A 17,000-nucleotide genomic window follows, 5' to 3' on the forward strand; every position below is an offset into this window, starting at 1 on the left:
CGGAACCCGTATGCCGATCCGCGTCAGCCGTTGACGAGCTGCAGGGGCGGCGGCGCCCGGCGCGGCTCGGCAAGCGACAGGCGGGGGCGCAGCAGATAGGGCGCGACCTCGACCTCCGGCAGCGGCCGGCTGAAATGGAAGCCCTGCAGGAAATCGCAGCCGAGGTCGCGCAGCAGCGCGGCTTGGCCGGCGTTCTCGATGCCCTCGGCGGTGACCAGCATGTTCAACGTGCGGCCGAGCGAGACGATGGTGCGCAGGATGTGGGCGACGTGGCGGTCGTTGGCTTCCCAGCCGACGATGAACGAGCGGTCGATCTTGATCTTGTCGAACGGGAAGCGCCACAGATAGCCGAGGCTGGAATAGCCGGTGCCGAAATCGTCCATGGCGATCGACACGCCGATCTCCCGCAGCCCCTGGAGCTGATGCAGCACGCTCTCGGTGTGCTTCAAGAGCAGGCCCTCGGTGATTTCGAGTTCGAGCCGGCGCGGCGCGAGGCCCGAGGCGGCCAGCGCCGACGCCACCGCCTGGTTGAGGTCGGTGCCGCCGAACTGCACGGGCGACAGATTGACGGCGACGCCAAGCGCCTCGGGCCAGCCGGCCGCAGCCTGGCAGGCGCGGTTCAGCGCCCAGGCGCCGATCTTGGTGATGAGGCCGAGATCCTCGGCGATCGGCACGAAGATCGCCGGCGGCACGTAGCCGCCGCCCGGCCGGCGCAGCCGCAGCAGCGCCTCGAAATAGACCGGGGCGCCGTCGCGCGCCGACACCACCGGCTGGTAGTGCAACTCGAAGGCATCGTTGGCGGCGGCATCGCGCACCAGGGCCTCCAGCTCGCGGCGGTGGCGGATCTCGTCCTCCATGCCGAGCTCGAACCGGCAGACATGGTTGCGCACGCCCGGCGACTGGGCGGCGTCGAGCGCGAGCTCCGAGCTGTGCAGCAGGCCTTCGGCGGTGGTGCCGTGGCCGGGGGCGATGGCCACGCCGATGGCGGCGCCGCTGGCGAGGTCGAGGCCCTTGACGACGAAGGGACGGTCCAGCGAGTCCTTCAGGCGAGCGGCGAAGCGGACGGCGTCCGCCGGGCTTTCGACCTCGTCCTGGACGATGAGAAAGCCGTTGCCGCTGATGCGGCCGATCAGGTCGACCTCGCCGATGGCCTCGCTCAGCGTCTCGGCCACGGCGCGGATCAGGCCGTCGCCGATGTCGTAGCCATGGGTGTCGTTGACGATCTTGAGCGCGCCGAGGTCGATATTGTGGACCGCGAGGCCGAGGCCGGTCTCGGGCAGCCGGCCGAGCCGCTTGGAAAGCCGCTCCAGCAAGGTGGCCCGGTTCAGAAGGCCGGTCAGCTCGTCGCGCTGGGCCAGGAACTCGGCGCGCACCTGCGCCACCTTGCGCTCGATCGCCAGGAATTCCGCCGTCTCGTCGGCGGCCTGCTTCTGCTTGGAGCGCAGCCTGAGCGCGATCGCCGAGCCGCCGACGGCGAGGAAGATCAGCCCGGTGAACACGATTCCGATGGTGGACAGCAAATGGTCGAAGCGGGCGCGCTTCTGCGTCTGGTCGATGAATGCCTTGACCACCGCGGCGACGTGCGCGCCGACCACCACCGGGTGATAGGATTCGGCATAGACCGCCGGCAGCAGCGCATGGTCGCTGTGGCGCAGCGTGGTGATCGGGCGGCCGCTGGCCACCACCTCGATGACCCGGCCGTCGATCGAATCCGCAGCCGGACGCCAGCGGGTCTCGATCTGGTCGGACACCAGCGCCAGATGGCCGTTTCGTCCGTAGACCTCGAAGCGGAACACCCGCGTGCCGCTGCGCTGCTTGGCCAGGAAGGTGGCGCTCGAAGGCGAGGGCGACGCGCCGGCGGCGATCTGGCCGAGGTCGTCGATCTGGACGGCGAAATGATTCACCCAGCCCGCCGCGGCGATCTCGGCATCGTCGCGGATCAGCCGTTCGAGGGTGACGTCGACCAGCGTCAGCGTGGCGCCGGCAAGCAGCAGCAGCACGGTGAACAGGCCGAGGATGAAATGCACGCCGAACTGTTTGAAGGTCATGACCGCGTTGTTCCTGCAGAAGCGGTAAGATGCGGCCGGATGACAAACATCCGGTTACAGAAAAGGTATCTAGATATGGGCGGAGGTGTGAACGTGCCGGCGCGGTAAACAAATGCTCAGCGCGCGTTCAGCGACGATACCGCGAGAACCCTTGCGTCAAAAACCGGAAATTGCATTCGTGCGAGCCGCTATTATTCGAACAGCTTCACTTTTCAGTAAATCCGCACGTCTATTGATACTGCTAAATCCTGTTGTGGAGGTTTGCGCATGGCTGTCGACGAGTCGCTCAAGAGCCGCGTTCAGTTCATGCGCATCGATGCCGAGACGCGGCGTCACCTGACGGAGATGAAGCCGCTGCTGCAAGCGGCGATGCCGCGGGCGCTCGACGGCTTCTACGGCCACGTCTCGGCGACGCCGGACATGGCGCGCATGTTCCGCAATCCCGAGCACATGCGCCACGCCCGCACCAAGCAGCTCCAGCACTGGGCGCTGATCTGCGAGGCGACGTTCGACGACGCCTATGTCGACTCCGTCACCCGCGTCGGGCGCGCCCACAACCGGCTGGGACTGGAGCCCGGCTGGTACATCGGCGGCTACGCCTTCCTGATCAATGAGGTGATCGCGGCGCTGCTCGAGGGCGGCTCGGGCTTCTTCCGCCGCGGCGTGTCGGAGGACGTGCGCGCCAAGATCGCCGCCTTCACGCGGGCGGCGATGCTCGACATGGATTTCGCCATCAGCGTCTACCTGGACGAAAGCCGGCGCGAGAAGCGCGAGGCGCTGACGAAGCTCGCCGACGTCTTCCAGTCGTCGGTCGGCACCATCACCGAGGCGGTCGAGACCGCGACGCAGGACATGCACCACAGCGCCGACGAGATGGCGGCCACCGCGCAGCGCACCAAGCAGCGCGCCACCAGCGTGGCGGCGGTGGCCGAGGAATCGACCGCCAATGTCGGCTCGGTGGCGGCGGCGGTGGAGGAATTGTCGTCGTCGATCCACGAGATCTCGGCGCGGGTGCAGTCGGCGGCGGCCACCGCCGGCGGCGCCGCCGAGCGGGCGCGCGAGACCAGCCTGGTGGTGGCCAACCTGGTGAAGGTGGCCGACGAGATCGGCGGCATCATCACCTTGATCAAGACCATCGCGGCGCAGACCAACCTGTTGGCGCTCAACGCCACCATCGAGGCGGCGCGCGCCGGCGAGGCCGGGCGCGGCTTCGCGGTGGTCGCCTCCGAGGTGAAGACGCTGGCCAGCCAGACCACCAAGGCGACCGAGGACATCGAGCGGCAGATCGGCACCATCCAGGCGGTGACGACCCAGACCGCCTCGGCCATCGAGGAGATCAACCACGCCAATGTGCAGGTGAACGAGGCGTTCACCTCGATCGCCGCGGCGGTGGAGGAGCAGTCGGCGGCCACCCAGGAGATCGCCCGCTCGACCGGCGACGCCGAGGCCGGCTCGCGCAATGTCACGCAGGAGATGAGCGGCGTGCGTGCCGACGCCGAGGTGTCGGGCGATGTCGCCGCCCACCTGCTGGCGGCCAGCGCCACGCTCAGCGAGCAGATCGCGCGGCTGCGGATGGAGGCCGGAGGCTTCCTCGACCGCATCCGCGCGGCGTGAGGCCGGGCTGCGTCAGGCCGGGGCGAGCGAAGCGAGAGCCGGGATCGTCATCCTGGGCCTCGTCATCCCGGCCGAGCGGAGCGAGAGCCGGGGCCGCGTTCTTCGGGCGGTGTCATCCCGGGCTTCGCAACGCGAAGACCCGGGATCGTCCTCCTGGGCCTCGTCATCCCGGCCGAGCGGAGCGAGAGCCGGGATCGTCCTCCGGAAAAGGCCCCCCGTCCTGCAAACGGTCCCGGCTCGGCGCGATGCGCCGTCCGGGACGACGATCTCTCCCCCGCGTCATCCCGGGCGTAGCGAAGCGAAGACCCGGGATCGTCCTCCGGGAAAGGCACCTCTTCCTGCAAACGGTCCCGGCTTGCGCGCTGCGCGCCGTCCGGGACGACGATCTCTCCCCCGCGTCAGGCCGGGCGGCGCTCCAGGAACACCGTGCCGTCGAAGGCGAACACCAGTTCGCCCGCTTGGTTGGTGGCGCTGACGGCGATCGACAGCAATCCCCAGCCCGGCCGCGAGGCGGACGGCCGCTTGGCGGTGACCTCGGTGCGGTAGGACAGCACATCGCCGGCGCGCACCGGCTTCAGCCAGCGCATGTTGCGGAAACCGGGCGAGGGGCCGAACCGCGCCACCGGTTCGCCGCGGGCCGCCATCTCTTCGTCGCGGCGGCGGCAAGAGGCGATCCAGAGCTGCATGAAGACCGCGCCGGTATGCCAGCCCGACGCGACGAGCCCGCCGAAATGGCTTTCCTCCGCCGCCGCCTCGTCGAGGTGGAACGGCTGGGGGTCGAAGGCCTGCGCGAAGCGCTTGATGTCCTCGACGGTGAAGACGTGGCTGCCGAGCTCGTCGATCTCGCCTGTCGCGATGTCCTCCAGAAACTTCATGCCGCCTCCGCGCCGCGCCGGCCGATCATCTTGGTGTGGATCTGGCGCATCAGGGTCACGCCGTCGGCGTCCACCAGCTCGAAGCGGAAGCGCACCAGCCCGACGCCGGGCCGGCTGTTCGAGGGGCGGGCCTCGATCACCGCGCCGCGCATGGTGATGCGCGCGCCGGGCCGCAGCGGCTTCAGCCACGCCACCTCCTCGATGCCGGGGGCGCCGTGGCTCGCGGCCTCGTTGAGGAAGGCGTCGCACATCATCCGCATCAGGATGGCGCACATGTGCCAGCCCGAGGCGGCGAGCCCGCCTAGCAGCGACGCCTTGCCCGCCTCCTCGTCGAGGTGGAAGGGCTGGGGGTCGAACTCGGCGGCGAACGCCACGATCTCCTCGCGGGTGACGAGGCGCGGGCCGAAGCTGATCGTCCAGTCCGGCGTGAAGTCTTCAAAGAACAAACGCGGCATCGGGGTTCCGAGCGGGACCGGGCGGCTCGCCCGTGAAATTGCCTATATCACGGGAAGCTGCGATCAATTCGCAAAGCGGAAGTGCATCACGTCGCCGTCGGCGACGACATAGTCCTTGCCTTCCAGCCTGAGCTTGCCGGCCTCGCGCGCGCCGGCCTCGCCGCCATGGGCGACGAAATCGGCATAGGCGATGGTCTCGGCGCGGATGAAGCCCTTCTCGAAGTCGGTGTGGATGACGCCGGCCGCCGCGGGCGCCTTGGTGCCGGCGGTGATGGTCCAGGCGCGCGTCTCCTTCGGCCCGACGGTGAAATAGGTGATGAGGCCCAAGAGCGCGTAGCCCTCGCGGATCAGCCGGTCGAGGCCGGGCTCGGTCAGGCCCACCGCGTCGAGATAGTCCTTCCGCTCGTCCAGCGGCAGCACGGCGATCTCGCTCTCGATCTTGGCCGAGATCACCACCGAGCGCTCGCCTTCCTCCTTCGCCCGCTGGGCGACCTTGGCGGAGGCGGAATTGCCGGTGGCGGCCGAGCCCTCCTCGACATTGCAGACGTAGAGCACGGGCTTCGACGACAGCAGGCCGAGGCCGGCGAACGCCTTCTCCTCCTCGGGCCGGCGTTCGACGAGGCGGGCGGGCTTGCCCTCGCGCAGCAGCACCAGCGCGCGCATCATCAGGTCGAGCAGCTCTTTCGAGTCCTTGTCGCCGCCCTTGGCCTTCTTCTCCAGCGCGACGACGCGCTTCTCCAGGCTGTCGAGGTCGGCCAGCATCAGCTCGGTCTCGATGGTCTCGATGTCGGCGACGGGGTCGATCTTGCCCTCGACGTGGGTGACGTCGTCGTCCTCGAAGCAGCGCACGACGTGGGCGATGGCGTCGACCTCGCGGATGTTGGCGAGGAACTGGTTGCCGAGCCCCTCGCCCTTGGAGGCGCCGCGCACCAGGCCGGCGATGTCGACGAAGGTCAGCCGGGTGGGGATGATCTGCGCCGACTTGCCGTGCCGCGCCAGCTCGTCGAGCCTGGGGTCGGGCACCGCCACCTCGCCGACATTCGGCTCGATGGTGCAGAACGGATAGTTCGCCGCCTGCGCCGCCGCGGTCTGGGTCAGCGCGTTGAAGAGCGTCGACTTGCCGACGTTCGGCAGGCCGACGATACCGCATTTGAAGCCCATGAGGCCGCTCCGTTGATCAGGTTGGGGCAGATCAGCTTTTTGGGCGGATCAGCGTTCGGGGTCAGGTTTCCGGCCGACCCGGCCGCTTGGGGTTGGCGAAGCCCTTCGAATCGAGCGCGAGGTGCACCCGGTTCTGGAAGGTGGCGTCGTCGCCGGCTGCGATCAGCTCGGCGAAGTCGGCCACCGCGTCGGCCACCGCCTCCACCCAGGGGCGCTCGGACTTGGCGAAGTCGCCCAGCACGTAGTCGTGCACCAGCGCCTTGTCGCCGGGGTGGCCGATGCCGAGCCGCACCCGCCAATACTCGTTGCCGCAATGGGCGGTGATCGAGCGCAGGCCGTTGTGGCCGGCGATGCCGCCGCCCAGCTTCACCCGCACCTTGGCCGGCGGCAGGTCGAGCTCGTCGTGGAGCACCACGAGATCGGCGAGCGGAAGCTTGTAGAAGCGCTGCGCCTCGGCCACCGCGCGGCCGGATTCGTTCATGTAGGTTGTGGGCTTGAGCAGGATGACGCGCTCGCGGCCGATCGCGCCCTCGCTCGCCTCGCCCTGGAAGCGGCGCCGCCACGGGGCGAGCCCGTGGCGGCGATGGATGGCGTCAAGCGCCATCGCGCCGATATTGTGCCGGTTCCCCGCATAGCGGGCCCCGGGATTGCCGAGGCCGACAAGAAGCTTCATCGCGGGGGACCGTCAGATCACTTCTTCTTGTCGCCGCCGGCCGGGGCCTTGGCGGCCGCCGCGGGCGCCTTGGCGGCCGCCGCAGGCGCCTTGGCCGCAGCCGCGGGTGCGGCCGCCGCGGCCGGGGCCGCCGTCTCGTCCTTGAAGCCGGACGGCGCGACGATGGTCACCAGCGTCGGGTTCTCGTCCTTGGCCGCGGCCAGCACGCCCTCAGGCAGGGTGATGTCGCCGAGATGGACCGACTGGTTGATCTCGAGGCCGGTCAGGTCGATCTCGATGGCGGTCGGGATGGCGTCGGGCGGGCACAGCAGCGCGAGCTTGTGCTCGACGATGTTGACGGCGGCGCCGCGCTTCACGCCCGGGGAGGCTTCGGCCTTGGTGACGTGGATCGGCACCTCGACGCGGATCTTGTGGCCGGCGACCAGGCGCTGGAAATCGACATGGATCGGCAGGTCGCTCACCGGATGGAGCTGGTAGTCGCGCGGGATGACGCGGTGCTTCTCGCCGTCGAGCTCGATGTCGAACACGGTGGTGAGGAACCGGCCGGCATAGATGCGGGTGCGGATCTCGTCGCTTTCGAGCGAAATGGTGATGGGGGGCTGCTTGGCGCCGTAGATCACGGCCGGGGTACGGTCGGCGCGGCGTTCGGCACGCGCGGCCCCCTTGCCGCTGCGCGGACGCGCCGTCGCCTTGAGTTCGCGAATGGTGGTCATGGGTGTCCTCAAGATGGAAAACGCCGCCCGGTGGGCGGCCTTTGGCCCGCGCGTCGCCTCCAGGGGTGCGAAGGCGCGCAGGGACGCGCGTACATAGCGGCGATGCGGGTCAAGTTCAACTCGGCGCGCCGGGCGGGCTGGGATGACGCCGCGCCGGTTGGGTTGCTTACAGAGTCTGCGGCTCCGAACGGACGACGACGGACAGGCGGCCGCTACCCTGCTCGGTGTTCCCGTGCGCGGCGGGCTTCACCGTCACCTCGACGTCCTGCCCGAGGATGGTGAGAAACTCCATGAGGCGGCCGACCGAAACCGAAACCGGCTTGCACCGCATCAGGGCCGAGACCTGCGGCTGCGTCGTGCCGAGACGCTTGGCAGCCTCCGTCTGCGTGAGGCCGCTTTCCGAAAGCAGCTTGTAGATTTGCACGATGAGCTGGGCCTTCAGAAGCTCCTGCTCGGACTCCTCCTTGAAGCCAAGATCGGCGAACACATTGCCGCTGCTGTCGTGAAAATCCCGCGTCATGGCTCGGTCTCCCGGTACGTCTCTTTGTGAATAGCCTCCGCTATCTTCAGGCGGTCCTTGATGAGGTCGATATCCTGCTGCGGCGTCGCAATGCCCTGTTTCGATTTCTTCTGAAACACGTGCAGCACATAGAGCGCCGTGGCGTAACGCACGGTGTAGACCGCGCGATAGGTGCCGCCCTTGTCGTCCTCGATCAGTTCCAGCACGCCAGCGCCGCCAAAGCCTTTCAACGGCTTGGCAATCGGCGGTGTCACGCCGGTCTGCGCGGCATAGAGCGCAACGCCGAACGTCCGCCGGACACCCTTGGGCAAGGCCCGCATGTCGCGCTGGCTGGACGCGATCCAGACCAGCCTCTTTCCGGAAGGCTTGCACATACGGTTTCCGGTTGATCCCTTCGGGGTATCGGAAACCGTATCGTGCAGGCAGTATATAAATTATTATATAGAGATGGCAAGGCGCCTCCGGTTCGGTTTCCGGTCGATCCCTTCGGGGTGACGGAAACGGTCTCGCCGAAAACCCTGGCTCTGCCAGGGGCGCTCGATGGCGGGATTTTCCGCGGCCGGACGACGGCTTCCCGTACCGATCAGCGCGCCGGGGCCGCCTCCACCCTACGCGCCGGCCGGGATGACACCGTCCGCTCAGCCCGCGAGTTCGCGCCCGCGCAGGGTTGCGGCCGCGACCGCCTGCTCCAGCAGCGCATCGAACCCGGCCTCGGCCATCAGCACCGCCAGCGCCGCCGCCGTGGTGCCGCCCGGCGAGGTGACGTTGCGGCGGAGCTGGTCGGCCGGCAGGTCGGACAACCGCAGAAGCTCGGCGGAGCCGATCACCGTCGCCCGCGCCAGCCGCGCGGCGAGCTCGGCCGGCAGCCCGGCCGCGGCCCCCGCCCGCGCCAGACTTTCCACCAGCAGGAACACATAGGCCGGCCCGGAGCCCGACACCGCGGTGGCGGCGTCCATCAGCGCCTCGTCGTCGATCCACTCGCAGGCGCCGGTGGCGGCGAGCAGCGCATGGGCGAGTTCCCGCTGGGCCGGCGTCAGCCGGCCGTTGGGCACCGCCACGGTGATGCCGCGGCCGACCGCGGCCGGGGTGTTGGGAATCGAGCGGACGATGGCGGTGCCGGCCGGAAAGGCGGCCTCCAGATTGGCCAGCGTCTTGCCGGCCATGATCGACACCACCAGCGTGCCGGGGCCGGCGCGGCCGGCCACCACAGGCAAGGCGCTCGCCGCCATCTGCGGCTTGACCGCGAGCAGGATCACCGCCGGCGCCGGCAGCTTCGCAAAATCGCCCGCAAGGTCGGGATTGAGCGCGATGCCGCGCTCTCCGATCAGCGCCGCGGTCTCGGGCGGCGGCGCGGGGTCGACCACCACCACCTGGCCGGGATCGAGCCCGTCGGCGAGCCAACCTTCCAGCAGCGCGCCACCCATCTTGCCCGCGCCGAGCAGCACGAGCGGACCTGAAAACGAAGGAAGTGCCATGATGTCACACAGGATTCGGCGATCGCATCGCTCTCCTCTCCCCGCGCGGGAGAGGAGGCGCGCCGTTCCCGTCGAGGGCTATCAGGCCTCGCCGACCGTGTCGAGCAGCGAGGCGTCGAGCGCCTCGCGGGCGCTCTTGCCCGCCCACACCACGAACTGAAAGGCCGGGTAGAAGCGCTCCACCGCATCGACTGCCGCCTGCAACAGCGCCTCGCACTGCAGGTGGCCCATCGATGCGCCGCCGGCCAGCAGTTGCGCGTGGCGGAACATCACCACGCCTTCGCTCGACCACAGGTCGAAATGGCCGAGCCAGAGCTGCTCATTGACCATGGCCAGGAGCTTGAGCACTTCGGGCCGCCGTCCCTCCGGCACCTTGAGGTCGAAGGCGCAGGCCATGTGCAGCGCCTCGACCTGGTCCATCCAGGAGAACGAGACGTGATAGTCGCTCCAGCGGCCGTCCAGCGACAGGGTGATCTCGTCGTCGCCCGAGCGCTCGAACGTCCAGTCGTTCGCGCTGGCGAGTCGTTCGACCAGATCCACCGGATTGGCGCGATGCTCGACGTCGATTTCGATTAAGCTCATCCGGCCAACCTCGCGATCATGAGTCGTGGGGCGCGGTCGCAACTTCGAAACGGCGATGATCCACTCCCGCGAGAAGTTGAACGCGAATCATCGCCTGCGGAAATCATATCGTGGCCCGTGAACGGTCGGCTACCGCCCTCTGTATCCGAGGCGCTTGGATTCGCGCAACAGATTCAAGCGAATAGCCGGCTATATGCACATCTTCCTGCCGGGCTTCCGTCGTTCCTCTCCCGCAAGGGGAGAGGGACGAACGCAGCGGTCTCAACCGGCCATCTCTCGACCGGTCGTGTCTCGGCCGGCCATCTCTCGGCCGTTCATGTCTCAGCCGTTCATCTTGGCTTCGAGCGCGGCGAGGCGGGCGGCCAGCGCCTCGTTCTCCTCGCGCGCCTTGATCACCATGTCGCGCAGCACCTCGAACTCCTCGCGCGAGGGCACGTCGAGATCGCGCAGGATGCGCTCGGCCTGGGCGCGCACCACCGTCTCGGCCTCGCGGCGTACGCCATCGGCCATGCCGGCGGCATCGTTCACCAGGCGCGAAACATCGTCGAAGAACCGGCTCGTGGTTTGGGTCATGACCTCATCTCCTGATACGCGGTCCGCCCGAGCCGCTGGCGTTCGGGCGAATTCCAATCCGGTCATAGCCTGGATCCGGCCGGCGGGCTTCGCCAAAAATCGCAACCGGTATCTATAGGCTTAGAATGGCGACACAATGGTGGCGGTCCGTCGGGTGCGCAAGGCCTCCCGCGCGCCTGTGTCGCGCGGCGCACAGGCGCGGGCTTGACGCGCCGCGCCCCCACAGGCACAGCCTGCCGCCATGCTGCCGCTCTTTGCCCCGCCGCTCCTCGCCATTCCCTTCCCGGCCTTCGACCCGGTGCTGGTGTCGGTCGGCCCGTTCGCCATCCGCTGGTACGCGCTGGCCTATATCGTCGGGCTCTTGGGCGGCTGGTGGCTGACGCGGCGGCTGGTGTCGAGCCCGTCGCTGTGGGGCGGCACCCCGCCGATGCAGCCCGCCGACCTCGACGACGCGCTCTTGTGGATCGCGCTCGGCGTCATCCTCGGCGGCCGGCTCGGCTTCGTGCTGGTCTACAATCTCGACTATTACGCCGCCCACCCGCTCGATGCGCTGATGGTCTGGCGCGGCGGCATGTCGTTCCACGGCGGCTTCCTCGGCGCGGTGGTGGCGATGGTGCTGTTCGCCAGAAGCCGCGGCATCTCGGCGCTGTCGCTGTTCGACCTGGTGGCCGCGGTGGTGCCGATCGGCCTGTTCCTCGGCCGCATCGCCAATTTCATCAATGGCGAGCTGTGGGGCCGCGTCGCCGACGTGCCGTGGGCGGTGATCTTCCCCAATGGCGGGCCGGAGCCGCGCCATCCGAGCCAGCTCTATCAGGCGGGGCTCGAAGGCCTGCTGCTGTTCGCGATCGGCATGATCGCGGTGCGCATGGGCGCGCTCAGGCGGCCCGGGCTGGTGGCGGCGCTGTTTGCCACCGGCTACGGCATCGTGCGCATCGTCGGCGAGGTGTTCCGCCAGCCCGACCCACAGCTCGGCTTCTTCGCCTTCGGCCTGACCATGGGCATGATCCTGTCGGTGCCGATGATCCTGGCCGGCCTGTGGTTCATCCGCCGCGCCCTCGTCAATCCGCCGCGGGGATGACCCCGCTCGGGCGCGAGCTGGCCGACCTCATCCGCGCCGACGGCCCGCTGTCGGTTGCGCGCTTCATGGCGCTCTGCCTCGGCCACCCGCGCCACGGCTATTACCTCACGCGCGATCCGCTGGGCCGCGCCGGCGACTTCGTCACCGCGCCGGAAATCTCGCAGATGTTCGGCGAGCTGATCGGCCTGTGGTGCGCCGACGCCTGGAACCGCATGGGCGCGCCGGAGCGGGTGGCGCTGGTCGAACTCGGCCCCGGCCGCGGCACGCTGATGGCCGACGCGCTGCGGGCGCTGAAGGTGGTGCCGGCGCTGCGGGCCACCCTTGCCGTGCATCTGGTGGAGACCAGCCCTGCGCTCATGGCACGCCAGCGCGCGGCGCTCGAAGCGGCCGGCGTTCCGGCCGGCGTTCCGGTCTTCTGGCACGCCCGGCTGGCGGACGCCCCGGACGGCCCGAGCCTGATCGTCGCCAACGAGTTCCTCGACGCCCTGCCGGTGACCCAGCTCGTGCGCGGCCGCGACGGCTGGCACGAGCGGCAGGTGGGGCTCGATTCGGACGGCCGGCTCGCCTTCGGCCTGTCGCCGGCCCGCCTGCCCGACTCGCTGGTGCCGGCGGCGCTGCGAACCGCCCCGCCGGGCAGCCTCGTCGAGGTGTCGCCCGAGCGGGCGGCGGCCGTGCGCGAGATCGCCCGGCGGCTGGTGGCGCACGGCGGCGCGGCGCTGATCGTCGACTACGGCCACACGCAAAGCGGGCTCGGCGACACGCTGCAGGCGGTGAAGGGCCACGCCTTCGCCGATCCGCTGGCCGAGCCCGGCGAGGCCGACCTGACCAGCCATGTCGATTTCGCGGCCCTTGCGGCGGCCGCCCGCGCCGAGGGCGCCGCCGTCCACGGCCCGGTGACGCAGGGCGCGTTCCTCGCCGCGCTGGGCATCGACGTGCGGGCAGCGCGGCTGAAGGCGGCTGCCCCCGATCAGGCCGCGGACATCGACGCCGCTTTGCACCGCCTCACCGCCCCGGATGCCATGGGCAATCTGTTCAAGGTGCTGGCGATCGCCGATCCCAAGCTCGGCCCGCTCGCCGGGTTCGCGGGCTGAGGCGGGGTATCCCGCCAGCCCTCCCGCGTCATCCCGGGCGTAGCGAAGCGAAGACCCGGGATCGTCCCCCTTGTGGTGTCATCCCGGGCGAACGAAGTGAGACCCGGGATCGTCCTCCGAAGACGACACCCCTTTCCTGCGCACGGTCCCGGGTCGCGGGCCTTCGGCCCTTGCCCGGGACGACAGGACTACGGCGACCGGTCCCGGGTCGCGCGGCTGACGCCGCTTTCCCGGGATGACGGGATGACGGCCGGTGCCGTATCAGATCGCCGCGGCGGGGGCGGTCTCGTCGCCGGAGCGGGCGGGCTCCGTCCAGCTCTGCTCGCGGCGGTCGCGCCGGCAGCGCGGCGTGGGGATCATCCGGCAGACCTCGCCGATCCGGGTCGACCAGTCCCAGGCGCGGGCGAGCTCGCGGTCGAGCGCCGCCATGGTGCGCGACAGGTCGGGATCGTCGTCGACCAGCCAAGTCTCCGAGACGCGCGCGAACAGCATCGCCAGCCCCTGGGCGCGGGCCATGCCGCGCAGGCCCTTGGCCTCGATGCCGGCGCCGGCCAGCATCCACTGCATCGAGCGCAGCGACAGCCGACCCAGCGCCATGCCGAGCGGCGGGAAGCGCAGGCCCGAGGCGCGCAGATTCTCCACCGCCCGCCGGTGCGGCGCCAGAATCTCGAAGCGCTGCATCATCACGTCGAACAGCCGCTCGCGCGGGGTGGCGTCGGCGTCGTCATCGGCGGTTGCGGCCAGCACCTTGCGGTCGAGATCCTTGGAGAACGCCGCCACGATGTCGAAGGTGGAGCCGAACTCGCGGCGGAACTCGGCCAGCGGCACGCCGGCCCGCTCGCCCACCGTCTTGAGGTCGATCTCCTCGAACCGCCGCTCGGCGAGCAGGCCGAGGAACGCCTCGATCAGCCGCTCGCGCGGGGACGCCTCGGCCAAGCCGGGGACCGCCGGCTCGATATTGTCGCCGTTCGACATGTCGGTCATAGCCGCCTCCTCGAAAATGGGGGATCCGCAGGCCCGCTCGGCGGGCTGCGGACGTATTCGCGTCGCCTCAACATAGGACGTGCGCCGGCTGGCGCAACGGCAGCGCGACGCGCGTCGAAACGTCGAGCGTGAACCATTATATATCGCGCCGGCAGTTCCGCCGGCAGCAACCGAAAAGACCGATCGTGGCTCCCCCCGCCCCGCGCGCCAATCTCGATCCCGACCTCGACCTCGACCGCCGCGAGGCCGAAGCCGAGGCCGCGGCCGACCGCGCGCTCGCGGCGCAGGAGCTGGCCTCGGATCTGGCCGAGACGCTGGCGGAGGATTTCGGCGACGGCCCGGCGGGCGGCGAGGAGCCGGTGGTTGGCCAGCTTGTGCGCGGCGCGGCGCTGATCCGCGAGCTTGCCCGCCACGCCCCGAACGGCCCCGGCGTCTACCGCATGACCGGCGCCGCGGGCGACGTGCTCTATGTCGGCAAGGCCAAGAGCATCAAGCGGCGCGTGCTGTCCTATGCCCGTACCGCCGGCCACACCAACCGCATCGCCCGCATGGTGTCGCTGACCATGGCGATGGAGTTCGTCTCGACCCGCACCGAGACCGAGGCGCTGCTGCTCGAAGCCAACCTGATCAAGCGGCTGCGCCCGCGCTTCAACGTGGTGCTGCGCGACGACAAGTCGTTCCCCTACATCCTGATCACCGGGGATCATCCGGCGCCGCAGATCTGCAAGCATCGCGGCGCGCGCAACCTGCCCGGCAAGTATTACGGGCCGTTCGCCAGCGTGTGGGCGGTCAACCGCACGCTCAACGCGCTGCAGCGGGCGTTCCTCATCCGCTCGTGCTCGGACGCGGTGTTCGAAAGCCGCTCCCGCCCCTGCCTGCTCCACCAGATCAAGCGCTGCGCCGGCCCCTGCACCGGCGAGGTTTCGGCCGAGGCCTACCAGCGGCTGGTGAGCGAGGCCAACGCCTTCCTGTCCGGGCGCTCGCGGGCGGTGAAGGAGGAGCTTGCCGCCGACATGGAGGCCGCCGCCGCGGTGCTCGATTTCGAGCGCGCGGCGGTGCTGCGCGACCGCTTGGCGGCGCTGTCGGCGGTGCAGGCGCACCAGGGCGTCAATCCCAGCGGGGTGGAGGAGGCCGACGTCTTCGCCATCGCCCAGGCGGCCGGGCAGACCTGCGTCGAGGTGTTCTTCTTCCGCACCGGCCAGAACTGGGGCAACCGGGCGTTCTTCCCGCGCGCCGACCGCTCGCTGGAGCCGGGCGAGGTGCTGGCGAGCTTCATCAGCCAGTTCTACGACGACAAGCCGGTGCCGCGGCTGGTGCTGGCCTCGCACGCGCTGCCCGAGGCGGCGCTGCTTGCCGAGGCGCTCTCGGCCAAGGCCGAGCGCCGCGTCGAGCTGATCTCGCCCCAGCGCGGCGAGAAGAAGATGCTGATCGACAATGCCCGCCAGAACGCCGCCGAGGCGCTGGGGCGGCGGCTCGCCGAAAGCGCCTCGCAGATGAAGCTGCTGGCGGCGCTGGCCGAGACCTTCGCCCTGCCGCAGCCGCCGACGCGGGTGGAGGTGTTCGACAATTCCCACATCATGGGCACCAACGCGGTGGGCGCCATGGTGGTGGCCGGGCCCGAGGGCTTCCGCAAGAAGGAATACCGCACCTTCAACATCCGCTCGGCCGACATCACCCCGGGCGACGATTTCGGCATGATGCGCGAGGTGCTGCGCCGCCGCTTCGCCCGGCTGATGAAGGAGGCGCCGCGGCTGGCGGAGCCGCAAGCGGCATCGCAAGCCGCGCCCGCGGACGAGGCCGCCTGCGCCGGCGACGTCGCCGATGCTGCCGATGCTGCCGATTCGATGTCCGCCGCCGAGGCCAAGTGGCCCGATCTGGTGCTGATCGACGGCGGCGCCGGCCAGCTTTCGGCGGCGCGCGCGGTGCTGGCCGAGCTTGGGGTGGAGGGCGTGGCGCTGGTCGGCATCGCCAAGGGGCCGGACCGCAACGCCGGCCGCGAGCATTTCTTCATGGCCGGGCGCGAGCCGTTCATGCTGCCGCCGCGCGATCCGGTGCTCTATTTCGTCCAGAGGCTGCGCGACGAGGCCCACCGGTTTGCCATCGGCACCCACCGCAAGAAGCGCGGGCGCGACATCCGCGAGGGCGGCTTGCAGGAGATCCCGGGCGTCGGGCCGGCGCGCAAGCGGGCGCTCTTGCGCCACTTCGGCACGCTGAAGGCGGTGGAGCAGGCGTCGATGCGCGATCTCGAAGGCGTGGCCGGCATCAATGCGGAGACCGCAAAGCGGATCTACGATTTCTTCCATGAACGCGGCGGCTGATGCGAACTCCGGCCCAAGGGCCGGCGTTTCATACTCGGATCGCCGAAATCCCGTCTCCGAACGGTGATGTTCAGCGCGTATGTTTCGGGGGGCGCGACGCGCGCGCCCGGAAGCCGCACGAGGCAAGGAATATCCCTCCGATGCCCCAGGATGCGTTGACGGCTCGCCCGCTTGATGGCTTTTGTTGACCGCATGACTGATGCCGCCGGTTCCATCGCCCCGCCCCGTCCGGCCTCCACGCGCCAAGCGCACGTGCTGAGCCTGCCCAATGTGCTGACCTATGGCCGCATCCTGGCGGTGCCGGTGGTGGCCGCGCTGCTGTTCCTGTCGGACATCCTGGCGTTCGGGGAGTGGCTGCGCTGGCCGGCGTTGGCGATCTTCACGCTCGCCGCCGTCACCGACTATTTCGACGGCTATCTCGCCCGTTCCTGGAACCAGATCTCCAAGCTCGGCCGGATGCTCGACCCCATCGCCGACAAGCTTTTGGTCTCGGTGTGCCTATTGATGCTGGCGGCCGACGGCACCATCCGCGGCTGGTCGATCTGGGCGGCGATCGTCATCCTGATGCGCGAGATCCTGGTGTCGGGCCTGCGCGAATACCTCGCCGGCGTGCAGGTGTCGGTGCCGGTGTCGCGGCTGGCCAAGTGGAAGACCGTGCTGCAGCTCGTCGCCATCGGCTTCCTGGTGGCCGGGGCGGCGGGGGACGCGGTGCTGCCCGGCAACACCCTGATCGGCCTCACCTTGCTGTGGCTGTCGGCTATCCTGACGCTCTACACCGGCTGGGACTATTTTCGCGCCGGCATGCGCCACGTGCTGAACGAGTGACCGCCGGAGGAGCGT

General features: G+C 69.7%; 17 protein-coding genes. 5 read left to right on the top strand and 12 right to left on the bottom strand.

Translation table 11 applies throughout. The features are described from left to right. Window positions 1-23: 23 nt before the first annotated feature. Window positions 24-2,048 (bottom strand): putative bifunctional diguanylate cyclase/phosphodiesterase, encoded by a 2,025-nt coding sequence (locus tag F1193_RS06270; protein WP_150096826.1) that lies wholly within the window; start codon window positions 2,046-2,048, stop codon window positions 24-26. A gap of 267 nt (window positions 2,049-2,315) precedes the next feature. Here F1193_RS06270 and F1193_RS06275 point away from each other — a divergent pair, with 267 nt between their 5' ends. Next, window positions 2,316-3,662, top strand: coding sequence for a globin-coupled sensor protein (locus tag F1193_RS06275; protein WP_150096827.1), 1,347 nt, complete (start codon window positions 2,316-2,318; stop codon window positions 3,660-3,662). A gap of 398 nt (window positions 3,663-4,060) precedes the next feature. Here the strand turns inward: F1193_RS06275 and F1193_RS06280 are convergent, their stop codons facing one another. The 10 genes from F1193_RS06280 to F1193_RS06325 all read right to left on the bottom strand — a co-directional run bounded on the left by F1193_RS06280 (window position 4,061) and on the right by F1193_RS06325 (window position 10,689). Then, window positions 4,061-4,537: a MaoC family dehydratase gene (locus tag F1193_RS06280; protein WP_150096828.1), complete on the bottom strand. Its 477-nt coding sequence runs from the start codon at window positions 4,535-4,537 to the stop codon at window positions 4,061-4,063. After that, window positions 4,534-4,992 (bottom strand): MaoC family dehydratase, encoded by a 459-nt coding sequence (locus tag F1193_RS06285; protein WP_150096829.1) that lies wholly within the window; start codon window positions 4,990-4,992, stop codon window positions 4,534-4,536. Before F1193_RS06285 ends, F1193_RS06280 begins: the two co-directional genes overlap by 4 nt. 63 nt (window positions 4,993-5,055) lie before the next feature. Then, window positions 5,056-6,153, bottom strand: coding sequence for a redox-regulated ATPase YchF (gene ychF / locus F1193_RS06290; RefSeq protein WP_150096830.1), 1,098 nt, complete (start codon window positions 6,151-6,153; stop codon window positions 5,056-5,058). A 61-nt stretch (window positions 6,154-6,214) separates the two neighbouring features. Next, window positions 6,215-6,826: an aminoacyl-tRNA hydrolase gene (gene pth / locus F1193_RS06295; protein WP_150096831.1), complete on the bottom strand. Its 612-nt coding sequence runs from the start codon at window positions 6,824-6,826 to the stop codon at window positions 6,215-6,217. A gap of 17 nt (window positions 6,827-6,843) precedes the next feature. After that, window positions 6,844-7,539, bottom strand: coding sequence for a 50S ribosomal protein L25/general stress protein Ctc (locus F1193_RS06300; RefSeq protein WP_150096832.1), 696 nt, complete (start codon window positions 7,537-7,539; stop codon window positions 6,844-6,846). A gap of 166 nt (window positions 7,540-7,705) precedes the next feature. Beyond that, window positions 7,706-8,059, bottom strand: a complete 354-nt coding sequence (locus F1193_RS06305; protein ID WP_150096833.1) for a helix-turn-helix domain-containing protein — start codon at window positions 8,057-8,059, stop codon at window positions 7,706-7,708. Further along, on the bottom strand, window positions 8,056-8,433 hold the full coding sequence (locus tag F1193_RS06310; RefSeq protein ID WP_150096834.1) for a type II toxin-antitoxin system RelE/ParE family toxin: 378 nt from the start codon (window positions 8,431-8,433) through the stop codon (window positions 8,056-8,058). The genes F1193_RS06305 and F1193_RS06310 overlap by 4 nt, the downstream gene beginning before the upstream one ends. Window positions 8,434-8,697: 264 nt before the next feature. Continuing rightward, window positions 8,698-9,534, bottom strand: coding sequence for a pyrroline-5-carboxylate reductase (gene proC, locus F1193_RS06315; RefSeq protein WP_150096835.1), 837 nt, complete (start codon window positions 9,532-9,534; stop codon window positions 8,698-8,700). Between the two features lie 81 nt (window positions 9,535-9,615). Continuing rightward, window positions 9,616-10,116, bottom strand: a complete 501-nt coding sequence (locus tag F1193_RS06320; RefSeq protein ID WP_150096836.1) for a type III secretion system chaperone family protein — start codon at window positions 10,114-10,116, stop codon at window positions 9,616-9,618. 321 nt (window positions 10,117-10,437) lie between these two features. Then, complete coding sequence (locus tag F1193_RS06325; RefSeq protein WP_150096837.1) at window positions 10,438-10,689, bottom strand: accessory factor UbiK family protein; 252 nt, start codon at window positions 10,687-10,689, stop codon at window positions 10,438-10,440. Window positions 10,690-10,930: 241 nt separating this feature from the next. On the opposite strand from F1193_RS06325, the gene lgt reads away from it, so the two are divergent. After that, window positions 10,931-11,767, top strand: coding sequence for a prolipoprotein diacylglyceryl transferase (gene lgt / locus F1193_RS06330; protein ID WP_150096838.1), 837 nt, complete (start codon window positions 10,931-10,933; stop codon window positions 11,765-11,767). Next, on the top strand, window positions 11,764-12,858 hold the full coding sequence (locus tag F1193_RS06335) for a class I SAM-dependent methyltransferase (RefSeq protein ID WP_150096839.1): 1,095 nt from the start codon (window positions 11,764-11,766) through the stop codon (window positions 12,856-12,858). The genes lgt and F1193_RS06335 overlap by 4 nt, the downstream gene beginning before the upstream one ends. Window positions 12,859-13,119: 261 nt before the next feature. Here the strand turns inward: F1193_RS06335 and F1193_RS06340 are convergent, their stop codons facing one another. Beyond that, a complete protein-coding gene (locus F1193_RS06340; RefSeq protein WP_150096840.1) occupies window positions 13,120-13,842 on the bottom strand; it encodes a TetR/AcrR family transcriptional regulator in 723 nt (240 codons plus the stop codon). Between the two features lie 185 nt (window positions 13,843-14,027). On the opposite strand from F1193_RS06340, the gene uvrC reads away from it, so the two are divergent. Both uvrC and pgsA read left to right on the top strand, forming a co-directional pair. Next, entirely contained in the window at window positions 14,028-16,160 is a 2,133-nt protein-coding gene (gene uvrC, locus F1193_RS06345) for an excinuclease ABC subunit UvrC (RefSeq protein ID WP_170263418.1), read from the top strand. A gap of 192 nt (window positions 16,161-16,352) precedes the next feature. Continuing rightward, complete coding sequence (pgsA, locus tag F1193_RS06350; RefSeq protein ID WP_150096841.1) at window positions 16,353-16,985, top strand: CDP-diacylglycerol--glycerol-3-phosphate 3-phosphatidyltransferase; 633 nt, start codon at window positions 16,353-16,355, stop codon at window positions 16,983-16,985. Window positions 16,986-17,000: the final 15 nt, after the last annotated feature.

It is taken from the genome of Blastochloris sulfoviridis (genome assembly GCF_008630065.1).
Lineage (GTDB): Bacteria > Pseudomonadota > Alphaproteobacteria > Rhizobiales > Xanthobacteraceae > Blastochloris > Blastochloris sulfoviridis.